Annotated in this window: 21 protein-coding genes; 2 read left to right on the forward strand and 19 right to left on the reverse strand. The window is 42.0% G+C overall.

Going from position 1 to position 13,746, the window contains the following annotated elements:
* Window positions 1-21: 21 nt before the first annotated feature.
* From AC3WTP_RS09675 to AC3WTP_RS09700, 6 genes are all read right to left on the reverse strand, one after another.
* Window positions 22-444 carry an NUDIX hydrolase gene (locus tag AC3WTP_RS09675; RefSeq protein ID WP_492394384.1) on the reverse strand — a complete coding sequence of 141 codons (423 nt, stop codon included), beginning with the start codon at window positions 442-444 and terminating at the stop codon, window positions 22-24.
* 28 nt (window positions 445-472) lie between these two features.
* Complete coding sequence (locus tag AC3WTP_RS09680; RefSeq protein WP_492394385.1) at window positions 473-1,033, reverse strand: O-methyltransferase; 561 nt, start codon at window positions 1,031-1,033, stop codon at window positions 473-475.
* Between the two features lie 105 nt (window positions 1,034-1,138).
* Complete coding sequence (locus AC3WTP_RS09685; protein WP_492394386.1) at window positions 1,139-2,197, reverse strand: GNAT family N-acetyltransferase; 1,059 nt, start codon at window positions 2,195-2,197, stop codon at window positions 1,139-1,141.
* Between the two features lie 80 nt (window positions 2,198-2,277).
* On the reverse strand, window positions 2,278-2,838 hold the full coding sequence (locus AC3WTP_RS09690; protein ID WP_492394387.1) for an AAA family ATPase: 561 nt from the start codon (window positions 2,836-2,838) through the stop codon (window positions 2,278-2,280).
* A gap of 25 nt (window positions 2,839-2,863) precedes the next feature.
* Complete coding sequence (locus AC3WTP_RS09695; protein ID WP_492394388.1) at window positions 2,864-3,382, reverse strand: GNAT family N-acetyltransferase; 519 nt, start codon at window positions 3,380-3,382, stop codon at window positions 2,864-2,866.
* A gap of 37 nt (window positions 3,383-3,419) precedes the next feature.
* Window positions 3,420-3,731 (reverse strand): hypothetical protein, encoded by a 312-nt coding sequence (locus tag AC3WTP_RS09700; protein ID WP_492394389.1) that lies wholly within the window; start codon window positions 3,729-3,731, stop codon window positions 3,420-3,422.
* A 147-nt stretch (window positions 3,732-3,878) separates the two neighbouring features.
* Between AC3WTP_RS09700 and AC3WTP_RS09705 the strand changes: the two genes are divergently transcribed.
* Together AC3WTP_RS09705 and AC3WTP_RS09710 are read left to right on the forward strand one after the other, a co-directional pair.
* The gene (locus tag AC3WTP_RS09705) at window positions 3,879-4,226 is read left to right on the forward strand and encodes a hypothetical protein (RefSeq protein ID WP_492394390.1); all 348 of its coding nucleotides are present in this window, start codon (window positions 3,879-3,881) and stop codon (window positions 4,224-4,226) included.
* A gap of 28 nt (window positions 4,227-4,254) precedes the next feature.
* Window positions 4,255-4,731: a hypothetical protein gene (locus AC3WTP_RS09710; RefSeq protein WP_492394391.1), complete on the forward strand. Its 477-nt coding sequence runs from the start codon at window positions 4,255-4,257 to the stop codon at window positions 4,729-4,731.
* Window positions 4,732-4,836: 105 nt separating this feature from the next.
* On the opposite strand, the gene AC3WTP_RS09715 is transcribed toward AC3WTP_RS09710, so the two are convergent.
* The 13 genes from AC3WTP_RS09715 to AC3WTP_RS09775 all read right to left on the reverse strand — a co-directional run bounded on the left by AC3WTP_RS09715 (window position 4,837) and on the right by AC3WTP_RS09775 (window position 13,666).
* Window positions 4,837-5,343 (reverse strand): GNAT family N-acetyltransferase, encoded by a 507-nt coding sequence (locus tag AC3WTP_RS09715; RefSeq protein ID WP_492394392.1) that lies wholly within the window; start codon window positions 5,341-5,343, stop codon window positions 4,837-4,839.
* A gap of 91 nt (window positions 5,344-5,434) precedes the next feature.
* Complete coding sequence (locus tag AC3WTP_RS09720) at window positions 5,435-5,998, reverse strand: histidine phosphatase family protein (RefSeq protein ID WP_492394393.1); 564 nt, start codon at window positions 5,996-5,998, stop codon at window positions 5,435-5,437.
* Window positions 5,999-6,150: 152 nt separating this feature from the next.
* Window positions 6,151-6,570, reverse strand: coding sequence for a metallothiol transferase FosB (gene fosB / locus AC3WTP_RS09725; protein WP_492394394.1), 420 nt, complete (start codon window positions 6,568-6,570; stop codon window positions 6,151-6,153).
* Window positions 6,571-6,871: 301 nt separating this feature from the next.
* Window positions 6,872-7,216 carry a low molecular weight protein tyrosine phosphatase family protein gene (locus tag AC3WTP_RS09730; RefSeq protein WP_492394500.1) on the reverse strand — a complete coding sequence of 115 codons (345 nt, stop codon included), beginning with the start codon at window positions 7,214-7,216 and terminating at the stop codon, window positions 6,872-6,874.
* 23 nt (window positions 7,217-7,239) lie between these two features.
* Window positions 7,240-7,995, reverse strand: a complete 756-nt coding sequence (locus AC3WTP_RS09735; RefSeq protein WP_492394395.1) for a Nif3-like dinuclear metal center hexameric protein — start codon at window positions 7,993-7,995, stop codon at window positions 7,240-7,242.
* Window positions 7,996-8,008: 13 nt separating this feature from the next.
* Window positions 8,009-8,623, reverse strand: coding sequence for a class I SAM-dependent methyltransferase (locus AC3WTP_RS09740; protein WP_492394396.1), 615 nt, complete (start codon window positions 8,621-8,623; stop codon window positions 8,009-8,011).
* A gap of 38 nt (window positions 8,624-8,661) precedes the next feature.
* Window positions 8,662-9,177: a DUF2569 domain-containing protein gene (locus AC3WTP_RS09745; protein WP_492394397.1), complete on the reverse strand. Its 516-nt coding sequence runs from the start codon at window positions 9,175-9,177 to the stop codon at window positions 8,662-8,664.
* An 84-nt stretch (window positions 9,178-9,261) separates the two neighbouring features.
* Window positions 9,262-9,780: a hypothetical protein gene (locus AC3WTP_RS09750; RefSeq protein ID WP_492394398.1), complete on the reverse strand. Its 519-nt coding sequence runs from the start codon at window positions 9,778-9,780 to the stop codon at window positions 9,262-9,264.
* Between the two features lie 96 nt (window positions 9,781-9,876).
* On the reverse strand, window positions 9,877-10,407 hold the full coding sequence (locus tag AC3WTP_RS09755) for a histidine phosphatase family protein (protein ID WP_492394399.1): 531 nt from the start codon (window positions 10,405-10,407) through the stop codon (window positions 9,877-9,879).
* 18 nt (window positions 10,408-10,425) lie between these two features.
* A complete protein-coding gene (locus AC3WTP_RS09760; RefSeq protein WP_492394400.1) occupies window positions 10,426-10,971 on the reverse strand; it encodes a histidine phosphatase family protein in 546 nt (181 codons plus the stop codon).
* A gap of 50 nt (window positions 10,972-11,021) precedes the next feature.
* A complete protein-coding gene (locus AC3WTP_RS09765) occupies window positions 11,022-11,681 on the reverse strand; it encodes a hypothetical protein (RefSeq protein ID WP_492394401.1) in 660 nt (219 codons plus the stop codon).
* A 60-nt stretch (window positions 11,682-11,741) separates the two neighbouring features.
* The gene (locus AC3WTP_RS09770) at window positions 11,742-12,353 is read right to left on the reverse strand and encodes an HD domain-containing protein (protein WP_492394402.1); all 612 of its coding nucleotides are present in this window, start codon (window positions 12,351-12,353) and stop codon (window positions 11,742-11,744) included.
* A 173-nt stretch (window positions 12,354-12,526) separates the two neighbouring features.
* Complete coding sequence (locus tag AC3WTP_RS09775; RefSeq protein ID WP_492394403.1) at window positions 12,527-13,666, reverse strand: oxidoreductase family protein; 1,140 nt, start codon at window positions 13,664-13,666, stop codon at window positions 12,527-12,529.
* Window positions 13,667-13,746: the final 80 nt, after the last annotated feature.

Raw genomic sequence — 13,746 nt, forward strand, 5'->3', positions numbered from 1 at the left:
CCCTTCCCTTAAACATTTTCTTTAGATCACACCCTGATCATGATAGTAGATTTCGCTTCCCTCGATTAACGCTCTCATACCTTGCTTGTAATAAGGCATGAATTCATCCGCTTGATCTATATCCACCCACGCAACCTCAGCAATTTCATGAGACCTCACAATTTCCAGACTGCCCCCTATGATCTCTGCTCGAAAAGTGATAAACAGTGCATGTTCTCCTCTGTCTTGAAATAGGCATTCATTTACAGCAACTATACCGTGCACCGCTACATCCAGACCGGTTTCTTCTTTTGCCTCCCTGATCGCTGCTTGCGCAAGCGATTCTGAGCTCTCAACTGCTCCGCCCGGAAGAGACCAGCTGGAGTTTCTATTGTTCTTCACCATAAGCACCTTGGTATTCGACTCATCTACGACCAATGCATAGGATACATCTACACGCCTCATGGGATGATTCCTCCTTCTAATAACACTCTTATTTTCTGGCAGCTATCATCAAGCCTGTCGACCAATTCAACTCAAGCACATGAAAGTCTTCGAGCTCTCTCATCGTCTGAATCAAGCTCTCTGCCTTCTCAGCATGACCTTCAGGCCACGATTCCACTGGCGTCAAGTCATCAATAATATAGAGTCCTCCAGGCTTCACCATTGCTAATGCCTCTTCCAGCAAATAATATTTACCAGGCCAAGTATCCGCGAAAATAAGATCATACTTCTTATCCTTATTCTCTTCGATATACACACCGCCATCTATCGTGACAAACTCCACTCGCTCGTCGACAATGCTAGCTCTTGCAACATTCTGAAAGGATTCATTCATCTCTACCGAAATCAGCTTAGATGACTCATCCATGCCGTCTAGTATCCATGCTGTCGAAACACCTGCTCCAGTACCTAGTTCTAAAAATATCCCATTCCGCTTGGAGCCTGCCAATGTCCGCAGCAGCTGCCCTGTCGCTGTATCGCATGACATCGTAAAGTTGAGTTCACTCGCTCTTTCAGCAATAGCATCTAAACATGCTGGTCTCTTATTCATAGATACTGCTACACTTCCTCTCATAATAGGCTTCGCCAACCGAATGTAACGCACATTGGATTCACGAATGAATTGAAACTGTAGGATCCTGTTCTGCGCCAGCTCTTAGAGCAATATGTAGTGGCTTGCCTTTACGTATTCTCGATTAACCTTGAATCCTATAGATTCATAGAACTTCGCAGCGTCCTTGTTATCCGTATACAGAATTATCACCTGAAAATGATCTTGAGCACATTTCAAAATGTCATCTACCAAGCGTTTCGCGATCCCTCGTCTGCGGTATTTCTCTAACACGTACATTCGACGCAGCCTGCCTATTCCTGCTTGTTCATGATTCGGATCCTGATTCAATCCGCATACGCCAATCAATCGCTCATGATCGTATGCCCCCAACAACATTTCACCTGGCTTATCAAATGTATTCTGACCTAAGCGATATTCCTCAACTAAACGCGCAATATGACGATAACCGGCAAGGCTGCTTTCTTGTACCAACTCTAAGGTATCAACCTTAGATAGATCATGGATACGTTTAATGAAGATATTATTCATACCAATATCCTTTAACTCTTCATACGCATCTCTGAGCCATGGATGTATGACCTGAAGTGATTCCTTCCGTTCCCACAAATAATCGATATAAGCAAAGGCCCCGTGAGTTAGTGACTTATCCAGACTACTGCGAAGCTTATACAGGTATGGCGGTTCGCCCGATTGATCCCATGCGATCTTATCCGCCACAAATAATACCTGATCCAGCTTAGTCGAATTCGCCCTAAGTGTCGTATGACATCCAACCGCATCCAATATCTCGTCATTCGATATTTTGAATATGTCTCTGGCCATCGCCTTCGATAACTTCTGATGAATGATCATAGGGAACATTTCTTCTTCGGGCAGCACTTCAATACCCAGCCTTCTCGCTACAGCAATCCGCTCTTGATTCGGAAACACCGCGCTTATGTCATGCAGCCAGCCCGCGATCTCTGCTGCAGCAGGATCAGCGTGAAACAAGATCGCCACTCTCCTCGCTTCCGCCCCAACATCCATACAATGCTCGGCAGTCTTCGGACAATGATTAGCGTTGAGAAATGTGTAGATGTCATCCCTCAAGTTATTCGTGAGCTCGAAGTTCCGAGTAAGCTCTCCCCATACTGAATCCATCAAGTATCACACTCGCTTCGTAACGATTTTGTGGCATTGAACAACTCGTTTATCACTGCTCTTCTCCCCCACTGCCTCTGCTATAATTGAAACCTTTCCTTAATCATTCGCGCGACTTCCTCTGGACTCAGCATCGTATTATTGATCCTGATATAGTTCTCTTTCGTTATTTCGCCTTCATGGGAATTTAATCGATGCCTCTCCATAGACCGAATAAGATCCCGTTCGGAGAACTCAAGATCTCGTTTAGTCGGCTTGTGCTCGAGTCGATTCGGACTTTTATTGCGTTCGAGCCTTAATTCTACATCCGCCTCAAGCTCAACATAATAGACTGTACCGCCCCTAGACTCGAACATATGACTGATCTTATTTATATAGTCCCATTCACTCTGCATCTCGAACGCCCACACATAAGTGAAGATTAAGCCAGCTAGATCACTCTTGGATACTTCCTCGAAGATTTCTTCTCGAAATATTCTAACCAAGCGTTTCCCCACCGCAGTGCCATAGTTAAAGAAGTTAGAGACGAGTTCTATCGTCATATGGTTATGAAACAGCTTCAGATCCGTTATCTTGGCGAGTTCCTGCCCAACTGTCATCTTCCCGACTGCTTGAGGCCCAAATATGATAACTAGCTTCATAAGATTCTCCCCCTTATCACCTATCTTACGTAAGAATCCAGTATCTTTGAATGGCTACGCCGTCTACGATTGGCTCAGACTCCAGCACACCGCCGTTATTCCGTATGGTCTTAGCTGATCCTATATTATTTTTATCACAGGTAACTAATGCTTTCTCAATCCCCATCTTCTTGAATTCCTCTAAGGCTAGAGACAGCAACTGAGTTGCATACCCTTTTCTTCTCTCGCTTGGCCGTATTCCGTATCCGATATGTCCGCCTCTCTCTAACAGCCATGAATTCAATCGATGTCTAATATTGACGGCTCCCAATACTCGCCTATTTGCCCCAATTAACCAATAGGTCGAACTACTGACTGCATGCTCGGCGAGATTGATTCCTGCCTTTAGATCAGCTAATTCCTTGAGTAGTCCATCATAATCACGGTAATCAAACCTCAAAACGAATGGAACCATCCTCTCTCCAGTCTGACTCCATTCTTCGATCATCTCGATATATTCTTCCTTGAGTTCAGATGTTGGCTCAATTAGATACAGCTTCTCCATGTAGTGGCTCCCTCTGTTCCATGTTATCCGATGTGACTCATTTTAATGAGTTGGAGTTGTTCTTGTTCAAGGCTTCCGTTTGTTTGCGCAATTCAATTAATTCGCATCTTAATGCCGATAACTCTCGTTTAGTACTCTCTATGGTTCGCAACAGTATCGTTCCAAGGGCTATGAGCGCAAGCCCTAATAGCGGTAGGGTGATTTGCTTAATCATCACTCCCATATAGTAGGAATCCGGTGTATCTGAGCTCACCGACCTCGGTATATAACTCCACAGCCCATACAGCAGAACGAGAACACCTATTACAATGACTGCTATCAACCATTTTCTAATATGATCAAATGCCATTAGTACCTCCTTGGGGTAAGAATCTATCACTGAATGATGCTGACATAACAATCTATAACTACTAGCTACTAATTGGTCAAGGCATTGGACAAACACATGATCAATTTCTCTCAGATTTCATATAATAGATTCATGGGGGTGAGATATGTGGATAATGGAATGAAACAAATCCTTAGAAGATATCTTGCAGAACAGAACATGTTTAATATCATGGAGCTAATAAATACTGATGCAGCCAAGGAAGATGTTATCGAGTTGTTTGAAAAAAGTGTGCTCTATCAGAATTCGCAATATCAAAGGATGCTGCTATATCCAAACACCGGATTATCTATGCCTCAAGACCAGTTAGACCAGTTAATCGATAGGTTAAAGAAACAACAGCTACGCCTTCCCACTAATCAACGAATCCACCGTTTACTTCAATTGCTAGACCAAGATACTGATTGTGGTTGCGGAGGCCGTGCTTTAATGAGCATTGAACATCCCGAATCATAAATAAATGGTTAAAGGAGTGCATCAATCAATGAATAGTCGTTCATTTTGGGATATTTGTATTCTGTGTAATGAGAAACGAGACAATTGTAGATGTTCGGATAAACATAAAGACAAACATAAAGTCCAAACCACCTGTTTTATAGAAACACATGTTGTAACATTTGAGAATCGCCAAGCCTGCAATGGCTCAAACCAGTTAGTTTATGAAGATGTTACTAATAATCACAATATAATGCAAATTTCCGTTACTGATCTTTCAGGACCACCTTGTACTGTAATTCTTGTTATCGAAACAAGAAATGACTGCCCCCCAATTGAAAGAATTATTCCTCCACGCATATTTCAAGAGAGCAGTGGTTCGACATTTACCATTCAAGTTGAAGATGTTAAACGTGTATCGATTCGCTGTCAGGGCTCTGCACAAGGATCTTGTTTGTATTCGATGAATATTCAAAAGACATTCTGTATTTGCTGTCCAAAAGATAAAGACTCACATTGTTGTTAATCTCCTCAACTATAACCTGTAATGGAGCTGACCTGATTGGCACATAAGCCTTGAGGGTTGGGCTTTTTTTTATGAAGAATGAATGGCACTATCGTTCGATCACTCTTAATTAAGATCTTTCCATCCTAATGCGGTCTCCATGAATAGCTCTTCCCCGATCTTAAACTCTTTCTTCGTTACGAACTGTCCTCCTAATTTCTCGTAGAAATGAATAGAAGGATTGCGTTCGAGCACCCACACCATCAAGGAGTTATACCCCTTCGACCGCAGTTCTTCGAGCAGTGTATGAAAAAGCCGCTTCCCGTATCCCATTCCTTGAACTTCCTGCAGCAGATAAAATGCATAGATCTCCGCGGAGTATTCAGTGTCTACTTCTCTATTCTTGCCGCCGTCTATAAACCCCATGATATGACCCTGTTCTTCAATTACATAGATAACTTCGTCTTGATGGAGATTATTGAAAATCCATTCCCATCTCTTCGTTCTTGCCTCGATGGATAAGTTGGACAAATATTCTTCCGCAACGATCCCCTTATAAGCGGTTCGCCAACTATTCACATGAACCATCGCTAATCCTTCACAGTCGCGATACGTTGCCAATCGAATGTTCATCAGCACATTCCCCCCTTGGTCTCGGAATCATTTCTGCTGTCCCATTAATCATTCCATCGATTATTTACGACTCCAAGCAATTTAATAGCTGCTATATGTTGATCTTGTATACCCCAGCCTCACCGAGAAAATCCTTTCTCGTTAATCCGCGCTCCCCTAAAAGGATACGGTAATTGGTAATAGTGCCGTCATGTGAGATTATGAGGATACGATTATGCTTATCCTTGCACCAATCTAGTAACTGCTTGGCATAACGCTCAAATCTCTCCAGAGCTATTCGATTAATTCCTTCTTCCCAACAGTCCACATCGAAGTCGAGGGTGATTGCGTCTTTGAAGAGCTTCATAATCTCATCTTTAGAATAGATCTGATCACATGTGAATATCGGGAACTCTGGATTCTGCGGGAACATTCTAGGACCAACAAGTGGAGATATGATGATATGATGATGGTCGGTCAGGATATGCGCTGTTTCAATTGTTCGTTTGGTTGGACTTACGAGTATAATATCGTCAGGTTGAATGGCTAACTCGTGGCGAAGCTGATTGACCTGCAACTTTCCATAACTAGTGAGACCTGGATGTGCTGTGTTTAAGCGGTGCGGATAATCCAGCAAATGTTCACCATGTCCATGACGAATAAATAACAGTTCCATCGACGCCCCCCCACTGATCCCTAATATCCTGCTTCAATAGCTCCGGGTTATTCTCTATTGCCGAATAGTCTGTGATCTCTTCAAGCTAAATGAGTCCATTATCTGCTGCTGCATTTTCATTTAACGCTATAGGATGCACAAAGGCATTATTCTCATTCATAAAATGTCATGTGTTCTTTATCCGCCTTATAATAGTCCAATCTGTCTGCTAACCGCCCCGTATGAAACTCAAACATATGTCCATCTGGGTCCAAGAAGTAGATCGATCGCTTATCCCTAGCATCTCTAGTTCGACTGGGTAATATATTCACTTTCAATTCTACAAGTCTATTAACAAGGGATTCAAAGTCCACATCCTCAACCGTAAAGGCGATATGCGTATACGACCTGTTGTTCTGGCTCCGATCGATCTCCTCTTCATTCAGCGCCAGCCATAAACCATTCAGTTCAAAATAAGCCAATCTTCTTCCCTTCACTAAAAGCTTTGCTTCAAATACATCGGTATAGAACGCAATTGAGGTGTCCAGATTAGATACGGAGAAGCAGAGATGATTGATTTCTTTTATTTTCATGGTTGGTGTCATTCCTCTTCGTTTCATACTCACCTGATAATCCGAGAATGTTCAATCTTAGTTCTGTCCAGCCTCCCCCTGCTTTCTAAGTTCCTTCGTTTCTGCCAATATGGATTCAAGGAGTTTCATGATTCTTTCATCGTTCTTCTGCTTCTTCCTCAACCCGAGATCAATGTTAAATAATACGGCAATGACGATTATTATTAGAATATATATCAATGTCTAATACCTCACCCTCATATTACTCTCGAGAATTCAAGCTAACGCATAAGGCATTCACGAATCTAAGAATTCTAAGGTATTATAAGTCCGTTAATGAATCAGGCAGCTCGATATACATGGAGACACTAGAGATCAGCATCCCGATTAAATCCTCATCCATGTACTGATACTCATCAGGTATGTTCAAGCAGATGATCTTCTTGTTACACGCGGAGTCACTGAACTTCTCTTTTATTCTCCTCAGATGCTTCTTCTCCATCACAAATATGAGGTCTGCCCACCCGATATGCCCTTCTGTTACCTTAATTCTTGCATTCGCCTCTGTACCCGCAGATCGAACTTCATACCCATTGATTCCGTGAAATATCTTCTCCGCCGTTAAGCTTCTCCACTTATTCTGGCTGCATATAAATAAAAGTTTAATATCTAGTCACCATCCACTGTTTATCATTCAACGTGTTCTTCTATTAATTGCACGATCTCTACGTCCGGGTGCAGTTCCTTTATCTTCTGCGCAAACGACCTTACCCCGAAGATTTCTGTAAATGTGTGGCTTCCCACAATTAAGTTCAACCCCATATACTGTGCATACTGGACCGTATATAATGACTTTTCTCCTGTTATATACACATCGCACTCCAGATTAAATGCATCTCGAACGTTATTTGTAGAATTCCCCGCACCTGTCAGTATTCCTATTCGTTTAATGAGCCGGTTAGAATTCTTCCACGACTTTACATCCTCAGCCAATTCATTCTTTACTTTATCTACGAGTTCTTCAAATGTAACAGGCGCATCAAGCTCACCCACACCTGGAACACTTCTATCTTCTTCATGAACTGAACGTTGGATCAGGTTCTCGATCCCGAGCACTTCAAACAACGAATGGCAAGTCCCGAACTCCGCATAATCCAACGGCAAATGTACAAATAAATGATTGATATGATGCTCCTTCAAGAGCGCGTGACATTCTTCTTTCATTCCGTACATGAAATCCCACGCATCATGATGCGTAAAGATCAGCTGAACCTGCTTCTCAGCAGCCTGTCTCACGATATCCCGTGTTATGTTAGTTGAATACCCTATACGATGAATCTCCTCAGGACCGTAATGATAGTGAGCATATTCTTCTCCCTCTTCAAACTGGTCAAGCCATTCTCCAAATAACAGTTGAAATGTATGCTGCAGTTGCGCCCGCTTCATGTTATCCGCCTCCTTAGGATTTGATTGTCGGTTTCGCTCTTACTAGATGAACCATGTTAAGCCAGTGGCTTTCCGCTGTCTGTATCCTCATGCCGGACTCTTCGATCAGACCTAGAATATTCCTTGTATGGTGACATCCAAACGCACGATAAAGGAGAGGATTAAGCGTCTTCTGCATAGCGGCTATCACATATTTTGAACTAATCCCGTGCTCCATGAGTAAAATGACCCCATCCGGCTTGCACCATCTGTTGATCTTATTCAAGACCATTCGCGGATCATCATAACTGCATAGAGATAACGTCGATACGATCGTATCGAACGATTGATCTTCATAATTCATATGTTCAATGTCAGAGCACACACATTCAGCATCAACACGATGATGAATTGCTGCCTGTCTCGCTTTCTCAATCATGGCTGGGCTGAAGTCAGTAGCGGTAATTCTAACACCAGGAGGATAGAATGGAAAATTAGCTCCAGCACCTACCGCAAGTTCAAGCACCTCGCCCTTAGCATGACTCAAGAGATGCTGACGCCATCGTGCCATTTCCGGGTTTTCCCGCTTCTTGGCATATTGGTTCGCTTGTTTATCAAATATACGGATTAATCGCTGCTTCTCCATCATTTCCCCTCCTTATATGCGGTGTAGGGCATATTATGAATCTATCTGATGAATGTGTTCTTTACTCTCTCAGACTTCAGAAAGTATGGTATCCAGATCATACAAGTTATTACGGCTCTAATCATATCTTTCAACATGCTGCCATCATCTAATTCATTAGCTAACGGTATTTGACTCGTTAATCCATAATCAACAATTGCAATGATCAAACTTAAAGTATAGAAAACAATCATCAGTTTAGGAAATATAGTTTTCTTACGATACATATTAAAGAGACAGTAGATACTCAACAGCAGAATAAGAGTATTAAACACTCCTGCGAAAATAATGGAGAAGCCCCATAAAGGATGATACAGCTCTGAATTCTCTGAGGTTAAAGGACCCCATATTTCTGAAGAGAATGATGGAATGGTGTAGTTAAACAATGAGTTAATTATCATGATGATCGTTAAATAGAGTCCAATCTGAATTAATACCAACCATCCACCTAGTCCAGATATACCTAAAGGCAATTGCCTCTCCACATGAATATTGCTCTCTGAAGGCTTGGTTTCCATGATACCCCTCTTTACAATCAGATTTGGATGTATATAGTTTCAATTAACATATAAGATTCATCTATTTCCAACCAGTACTCAACTTCACCATTCAACTAGCACTTGGTCATCTTCATCGTATGCTGTCACATCATGCAGCTCCCCCATGAACATATGTGGTTCTATACTATTGAATGATTCTGGCATTTCTAATATAAATGTATTGTTAACCGCAGTGGTTTCCTGACTCTCACCATTTTCATATTCAATGACTATCCTCTTCGCTGGAATGTCCGTATACACCGCACCCCATATGAAATTCCCGATTCCCTCCTTTTGTTCTGCTACAACCAATAGCGGGATTCCATTATCAGGACTTTTTCTCCATCCTGAACTCTGACTATTATCGTAATAGTATTTGTGATTCTTATACTTATACACGCCGAATACATACTGTGTCTGATCTAGATAAATGACCAATCCATGTTCCTTATCCTCATTCTTAATTGAGATTGGTGTTTCCCATTTAGACTGTACAGCTTCTTGAAGAGAATTATACCCGCACCCACTAATAAGAAACGAGATCACAATGACGGAAATGATGACGTACAGAAGTCTTTTCATAAGTCTCCTTACCACTTGAATTATTCTAGACAATACCTATCCTTTATAATCCAATAATCCTTTTTCTGTCCCCATGAAATGAATACCCCGCTCATCTCAATTTGCAAAATGATAGGTCTTGTAATCCCCGTTATCTGACGAGAATCTTAGAATATTCCCATCCTCAGGAACGCCCTCGAAATAGGCACCGATACAACCAGTTGTACATCTGTGTCCAGATAATAGAATGTTCACGTCACGATTACGATACTTTGCCTCTAATTCCTTCATAAATTCAAATATTCTGTTCACATAGCAGTCGATATCTTCAACTCCCCTATAAACGCTCGGATCAGGAATAACGCCAGCCATCTTAACTTCGCCCTTCATTAACCGATCCGCTTCACCTAGATCATATACGTCAAGTCTGGAATCAATGATGGCTTCAATTCCGGTAGCAATCCCCGCTGTTTGAATCGCTCTTTCTTGAGGAGAAGAAAAGACATAGTCGAACTTTATATTTTCTAACCTATCTCTCAAGCTTTCCGCTTGCTGAATACCCAATTCATTTAATGGCAACCCTTGTCTACCTTGAAGTCTGCCTTCCTTGTTCAGATCCGTTTGTCCGTGTCTAATCACATAGATCATTACCGCGACCTCCTAATTCTATGTCCAGATACGGTTAACCATGATTTCAGTTCGATCATCACTTACCTGTAATTGATAAATATCAGGGTTAGTCAGGCTTCTCCATTCTTCAAAGCCGAATGCTTGATTATAGTATCTAATCATGAGGGACATTAGCGCCCCATGTGTCACGACAATCGCGTTGGATTCATGTCTGTCCAGCAGCTCATGAATGACTTCCATGCCTCTTCGCATCGCTTCGTTGGATGATTCCCCACCTTCGTATTTAAGATCAGCATTATGATAGGTTTCTCGCAGCTTATCCATCCATTCATCCAAATGAAGTGAGCTTAACACTCGCTCCTTAAGCCTATCATCTATATGCAGATCTAGGTTCTTCTTCTCGCATAACGGCCTTATCGTTTCAACTGCCCTAGTAAATGGACTTGAAACCACATAATCAATATCTAGTTGTGCAAAATAATCAGCTATTTCTACAGCCTGCTGCTCCCCTTCTACAGTAAGGGCGGCTTCCGCCTCTTGCCCCTCTGCCTTGCAGTGCCTGACAAGGTATATATTTTTCATAGTATCCTTCTCCTTCGGATCTTTAACTGGTAGGGGGATTCATAGTGGCTCTACTCATACGCAAACCACACTCTGATCTCACTGACTTTCCCGTTCATAAGCTGAAATTTTATTCCTGTCTTTTCACCCATGGATATTTCTTTATCATTCTCGAAGAAGTTGTAATAATCTATACCATATGCATCAACGATTTCATCCCTAGTCGATCCAACCGTGATGCCTCGATTCGTAACGAACAGCGGCTTCGCGAGCTCATACCATCTGAGGTGTTCATTTTCGCCATCCACATTATATTCAATCTTCATCCCGTCAAAATGTAATATGTGCAGGTTGCCTCCACCATATAAGTATTCAATCACTTCCTCTTTAAGAGGTTGACCCATAACTTCCTTGATCTTCGACATCGTCATCGTTATTGGCGTCAACATGACAGGATCCGAGAGCAGCTTCTCTTCAAATACGTTGAAGGAAGGAGTGTTTATTCTACTAGTTAGTACTTGAATCTCATTCTCTAGGATTAATTTTTCTTCCTCGTACTTGGAAATGACAGCCTCTTTCTCCTTAAGTTCCTCTGTCAGCTTAGTGGTTGTGTCCTTCATCTGTTCTAATTGGCTCTGAAGCTCTGCATTCTGTTCCTCTAAAAGTCTGGTATCGCTGCAACCGGTTAATAATAAAGCTGCCGTTAAGAAAAGTATCGCTGCTGCTCTCAATGCTACACCTCCCATTCTATTAAAACGACTATTGCAATGACATGGCTTGTTACGAGTCGTTCACCATTCTATTTCTCCATTGCATTCTAGAGTGAAGCACTCTTGGTATGCCCGCTCAAACTCGATCTTCTTATCATATATTTCCTTGGATAGATCATAATTCAGGACATTTCTGTTGTTCTTAATATATTGTGCGTGTTCTGCACTTTCCCACAATCGAATCGCATCGAATACATTTTCCTCTGTATGAGCGCTGTACATGAATTTCAACCACATCTGCAACGATCCAAAATGATCAATCACATCCGCATCCTGAACTAATTTCACGTAGAAAGGTTGATCTTCTTGCTGCCTGCGGTTATGAAACTCAATAATTTCTGATACTTGTGTCAATTCTTGTTCTGTACAATATTCTTTCAGTAAACTAGGTATTAGATATGCTCCGGTTTGGTTATGAGGTTCTATTCCTTTCGTAACATCGTGAAATAATGCACCCACATATATAATGTCATCCATGGAATCCTGTTCTGGAAATATGGCATTTCTTAATCTCAACGCAATCTTAGCTACTCGCTCACCGTGATAATAGATGAATCCCCGCTCTCTTTGCAGATGCGACTTTCGCTTACTCATGGTCTTGAACGCCACTTCTTGAATTTGCTGAATGTTCACCAAGAATCACTTCCTTATAAAGAATGATGTTGGACATAGTCTTATTAGCAACAAAGCCCACCTTCGAGGGTCAACCTTCGGGGTGGGCTTACTTGATCTTGATGTTATTATGGATTTTACCTTTATTTTCATATATGTACAATCATACTTAGGTGTCGACCTTATGGGGGATTCTACTTCAACATGCACATTATATTGATAGCCTCATCAGCCATATCTAGTTGAATCTTTGTAATCAAAAGTAGATTGTTGATCTGAGCTTCGGTAGTGCTTCTTCTCTCATCGGACAAGCCGGTTAAGGAGTTGATCTTCTTTATAAGCTTAGGAACTTCCCAGACCGAACGAATGGCTGCTGCTCCATAATAACCTAGCAGTGGAAGGCTGATATCGCCTTCCCATCCTTCAGACCGAAGACCTTCAATGTAGGAATCGAATATCTTAAACTTTGAGCTTTCATACATTTCTTGGGGGATGCTAGCCTTACTCATGCATAGTCCGAAGAACCTTCCTAACTCCTCTCCTACACCGGAAATGCTTGTGAACTGCCAATCTATCGCAGTTATCATTCCATGCCCATTAGAATGATCGTTTATAAATAGATTCTTCTGCCATACATCTTGATGCGCAAGCACTCGCGGCAATCGATTTAAGGCTTGAACCAATCCGTCGATATGGGCTAGAAAGCTCCTGTGTCGTTCGATGGTCGCTCCTATAATCGTTGTGTAATCTCCCTCAAGAAAGTCAGACCAATTCTCTTCGATGTACTTGCGGCACTCTGTTACCCAGGAGTTGATCCAACCTTGGCATAACCAAGGATCATCAGGCAGTACTGACTTCCCCACTAGATACGTTCCATTGAACCTTCCGAGTTCATACGCGATATCGTAGAATCGCTCAATGGGCCAAACCGAATCATTGTCGCCAGACATGTCTTCGAGCCATAGCCACACTGTACCGTCAGGTTGTTCTTCTACTCCGTAGCATCTTGGAACATGGATGATCGGAGTAATACTGTGATGCAATGATGATTGATAAAATAAGGCTTCCCTTTTCCAGTAGTTGTAGTGTTCGGGGACATTACGATTCGGATCTGGGCTCAACACTTTAAGCACGAATGACCATTTTATCGTCTTCTCCTTATGCTGAGCTTGTCCATGAATGCGAAAGACTCCTCCAGTTGTAAAGTTAGGCGACTTGTAATTAAAGGGGGTAACTTCCCACGATGTGAGTATTACAGCTGAGCTGTCGTACATTTTACTCACATAATGCTGTATGATTTCATCATTAATTCCAACGCTTAGATTGGCTGGCATTAACCCTATTCCTCCTAGTCCTTACGTTGATTCTATATAAGGTGTTCAGATTCAGGAATTTTTCTATTCATTAGTGTGGT

The organism is Paenibacillus sp. EB106-04-04-XG159, assembly GCF_058791835.1.

Coding starts and splice junctions, on each gene's coding strand:
- AC3WTP_RS09675 (WP_492394384.1), bottom strand. CDS start 444: ATGAGGCGTGTAGATGTATCCTATGCATTGGTCGTAGATGAGTCGAAT.
- AC3WTP_RS09680 (WP_492394385.1), bottom strand. CDS start 1,033: ATGAATAAGAGACCAGCATGTTTAGATGCTATTGCTGAAAGAGCGAGT.
- AC3WTP_RS09685 (WP_492394386.1), bottom strand. CDS start 2,197: ATGGATTCAGTATGGGGAGAGCTTACTCGGAACTTCGAGCTCACGAAT.
- AC3WTP_RS09690 (WP_492394387.1), bottom strand. CDS start 2,838: ATGAAGCTAGTTATCATATTTGGGCCTCAAGCAGTCGGGAAGATGACA.
- AC3WTP_RS09695 (WP_492394388.1), bottom strand. CDS start 3,382: ATGGAGAAGCTGTATCTAATTGAGCCAACATCTGAACTCAAGGAAGAA.
- AC3WTP_RS09700 (WP_492394389.1), bottom strand. CDS start 3,731: ATGGCATTTGATCATATTAGAAAATGGTTGATAGCAGTCATTGTAATA.
- AC3WTP_RS09710 (WP_492394391.1), top strand. CDS start 4,255: ATGAATAGTCGTTCATTTTGGGATATTTGTATTCTGTGTAATGAGAAA.
- AC3WTP_RS09715 (WP_492394392.1), bottom strand. CDS start 5,343: ATGAACATTCGATTGGCAACGTATCGCGACTGTGAAGGATTAGCGATG.
- AC3WTP_RS09720 (WP_492394393.1), bottom strand. CDS start 5,998: ATGGAACTGTTATTTATTCGTCATGGACATGGTGAACATTTGCTGGAT.
- fosB (WP_492394394.1), bottom strand. CDS start 6,570: ATGAAAATAAAAGAAATCAATCATCTCTGCTTCTCCGTATCTAATCTG.
- AC3WTP_RS09735 (WP_492394395.1), bottom strand. CDS start 7,995: ATGAAGCGGGCGCAACTGCAGCATACATTTCAACTGTTATTTGGAGAA.
- AC3WTP_RS09740 (WP_492394396.1), bottom strand. CDS start 8,623: ATGATGGAGAAGCAGCGATTAATCCGTATATTTGATAAACAAGCGAAC.
- AC3WTP_RS09745 (WP_492394397.1), bottom strand. CDS start 9,177: ATGGAAACCAAGCCTTCAGAGAGCAATATTCATGTGGAGAGGCAATTG.
- AC3WTP_RS09750 (WP_492394398.1), bottom strand. CDS start 9,780: ATGAAAAGACTTCTGTACGTCATCATTTCCGTCATTGTGATCTCGTTT.
- AC3WTP_RS09755 (WP_492394399.1), bottom strand. CDS start 10,407: ATGATCTATGTGATTAGACACGGACAAACGGATCTGAACAAGGAAGGC.
- AC3WTP_RS09760 (WP_492394400.1), bottom strand. CDS start 10,971: ATGAAAAATATATACCTTGTCAGGCACTGCAAGGCAGAGGGGCAAGAG.
- AC3WTP_RS09775 (WP_492394403.1), bottom strand. CDS start 13,666: ATGCCAGCCAATCTAAGCGTTGGAATTAATGATGAAATCATACAGCAT.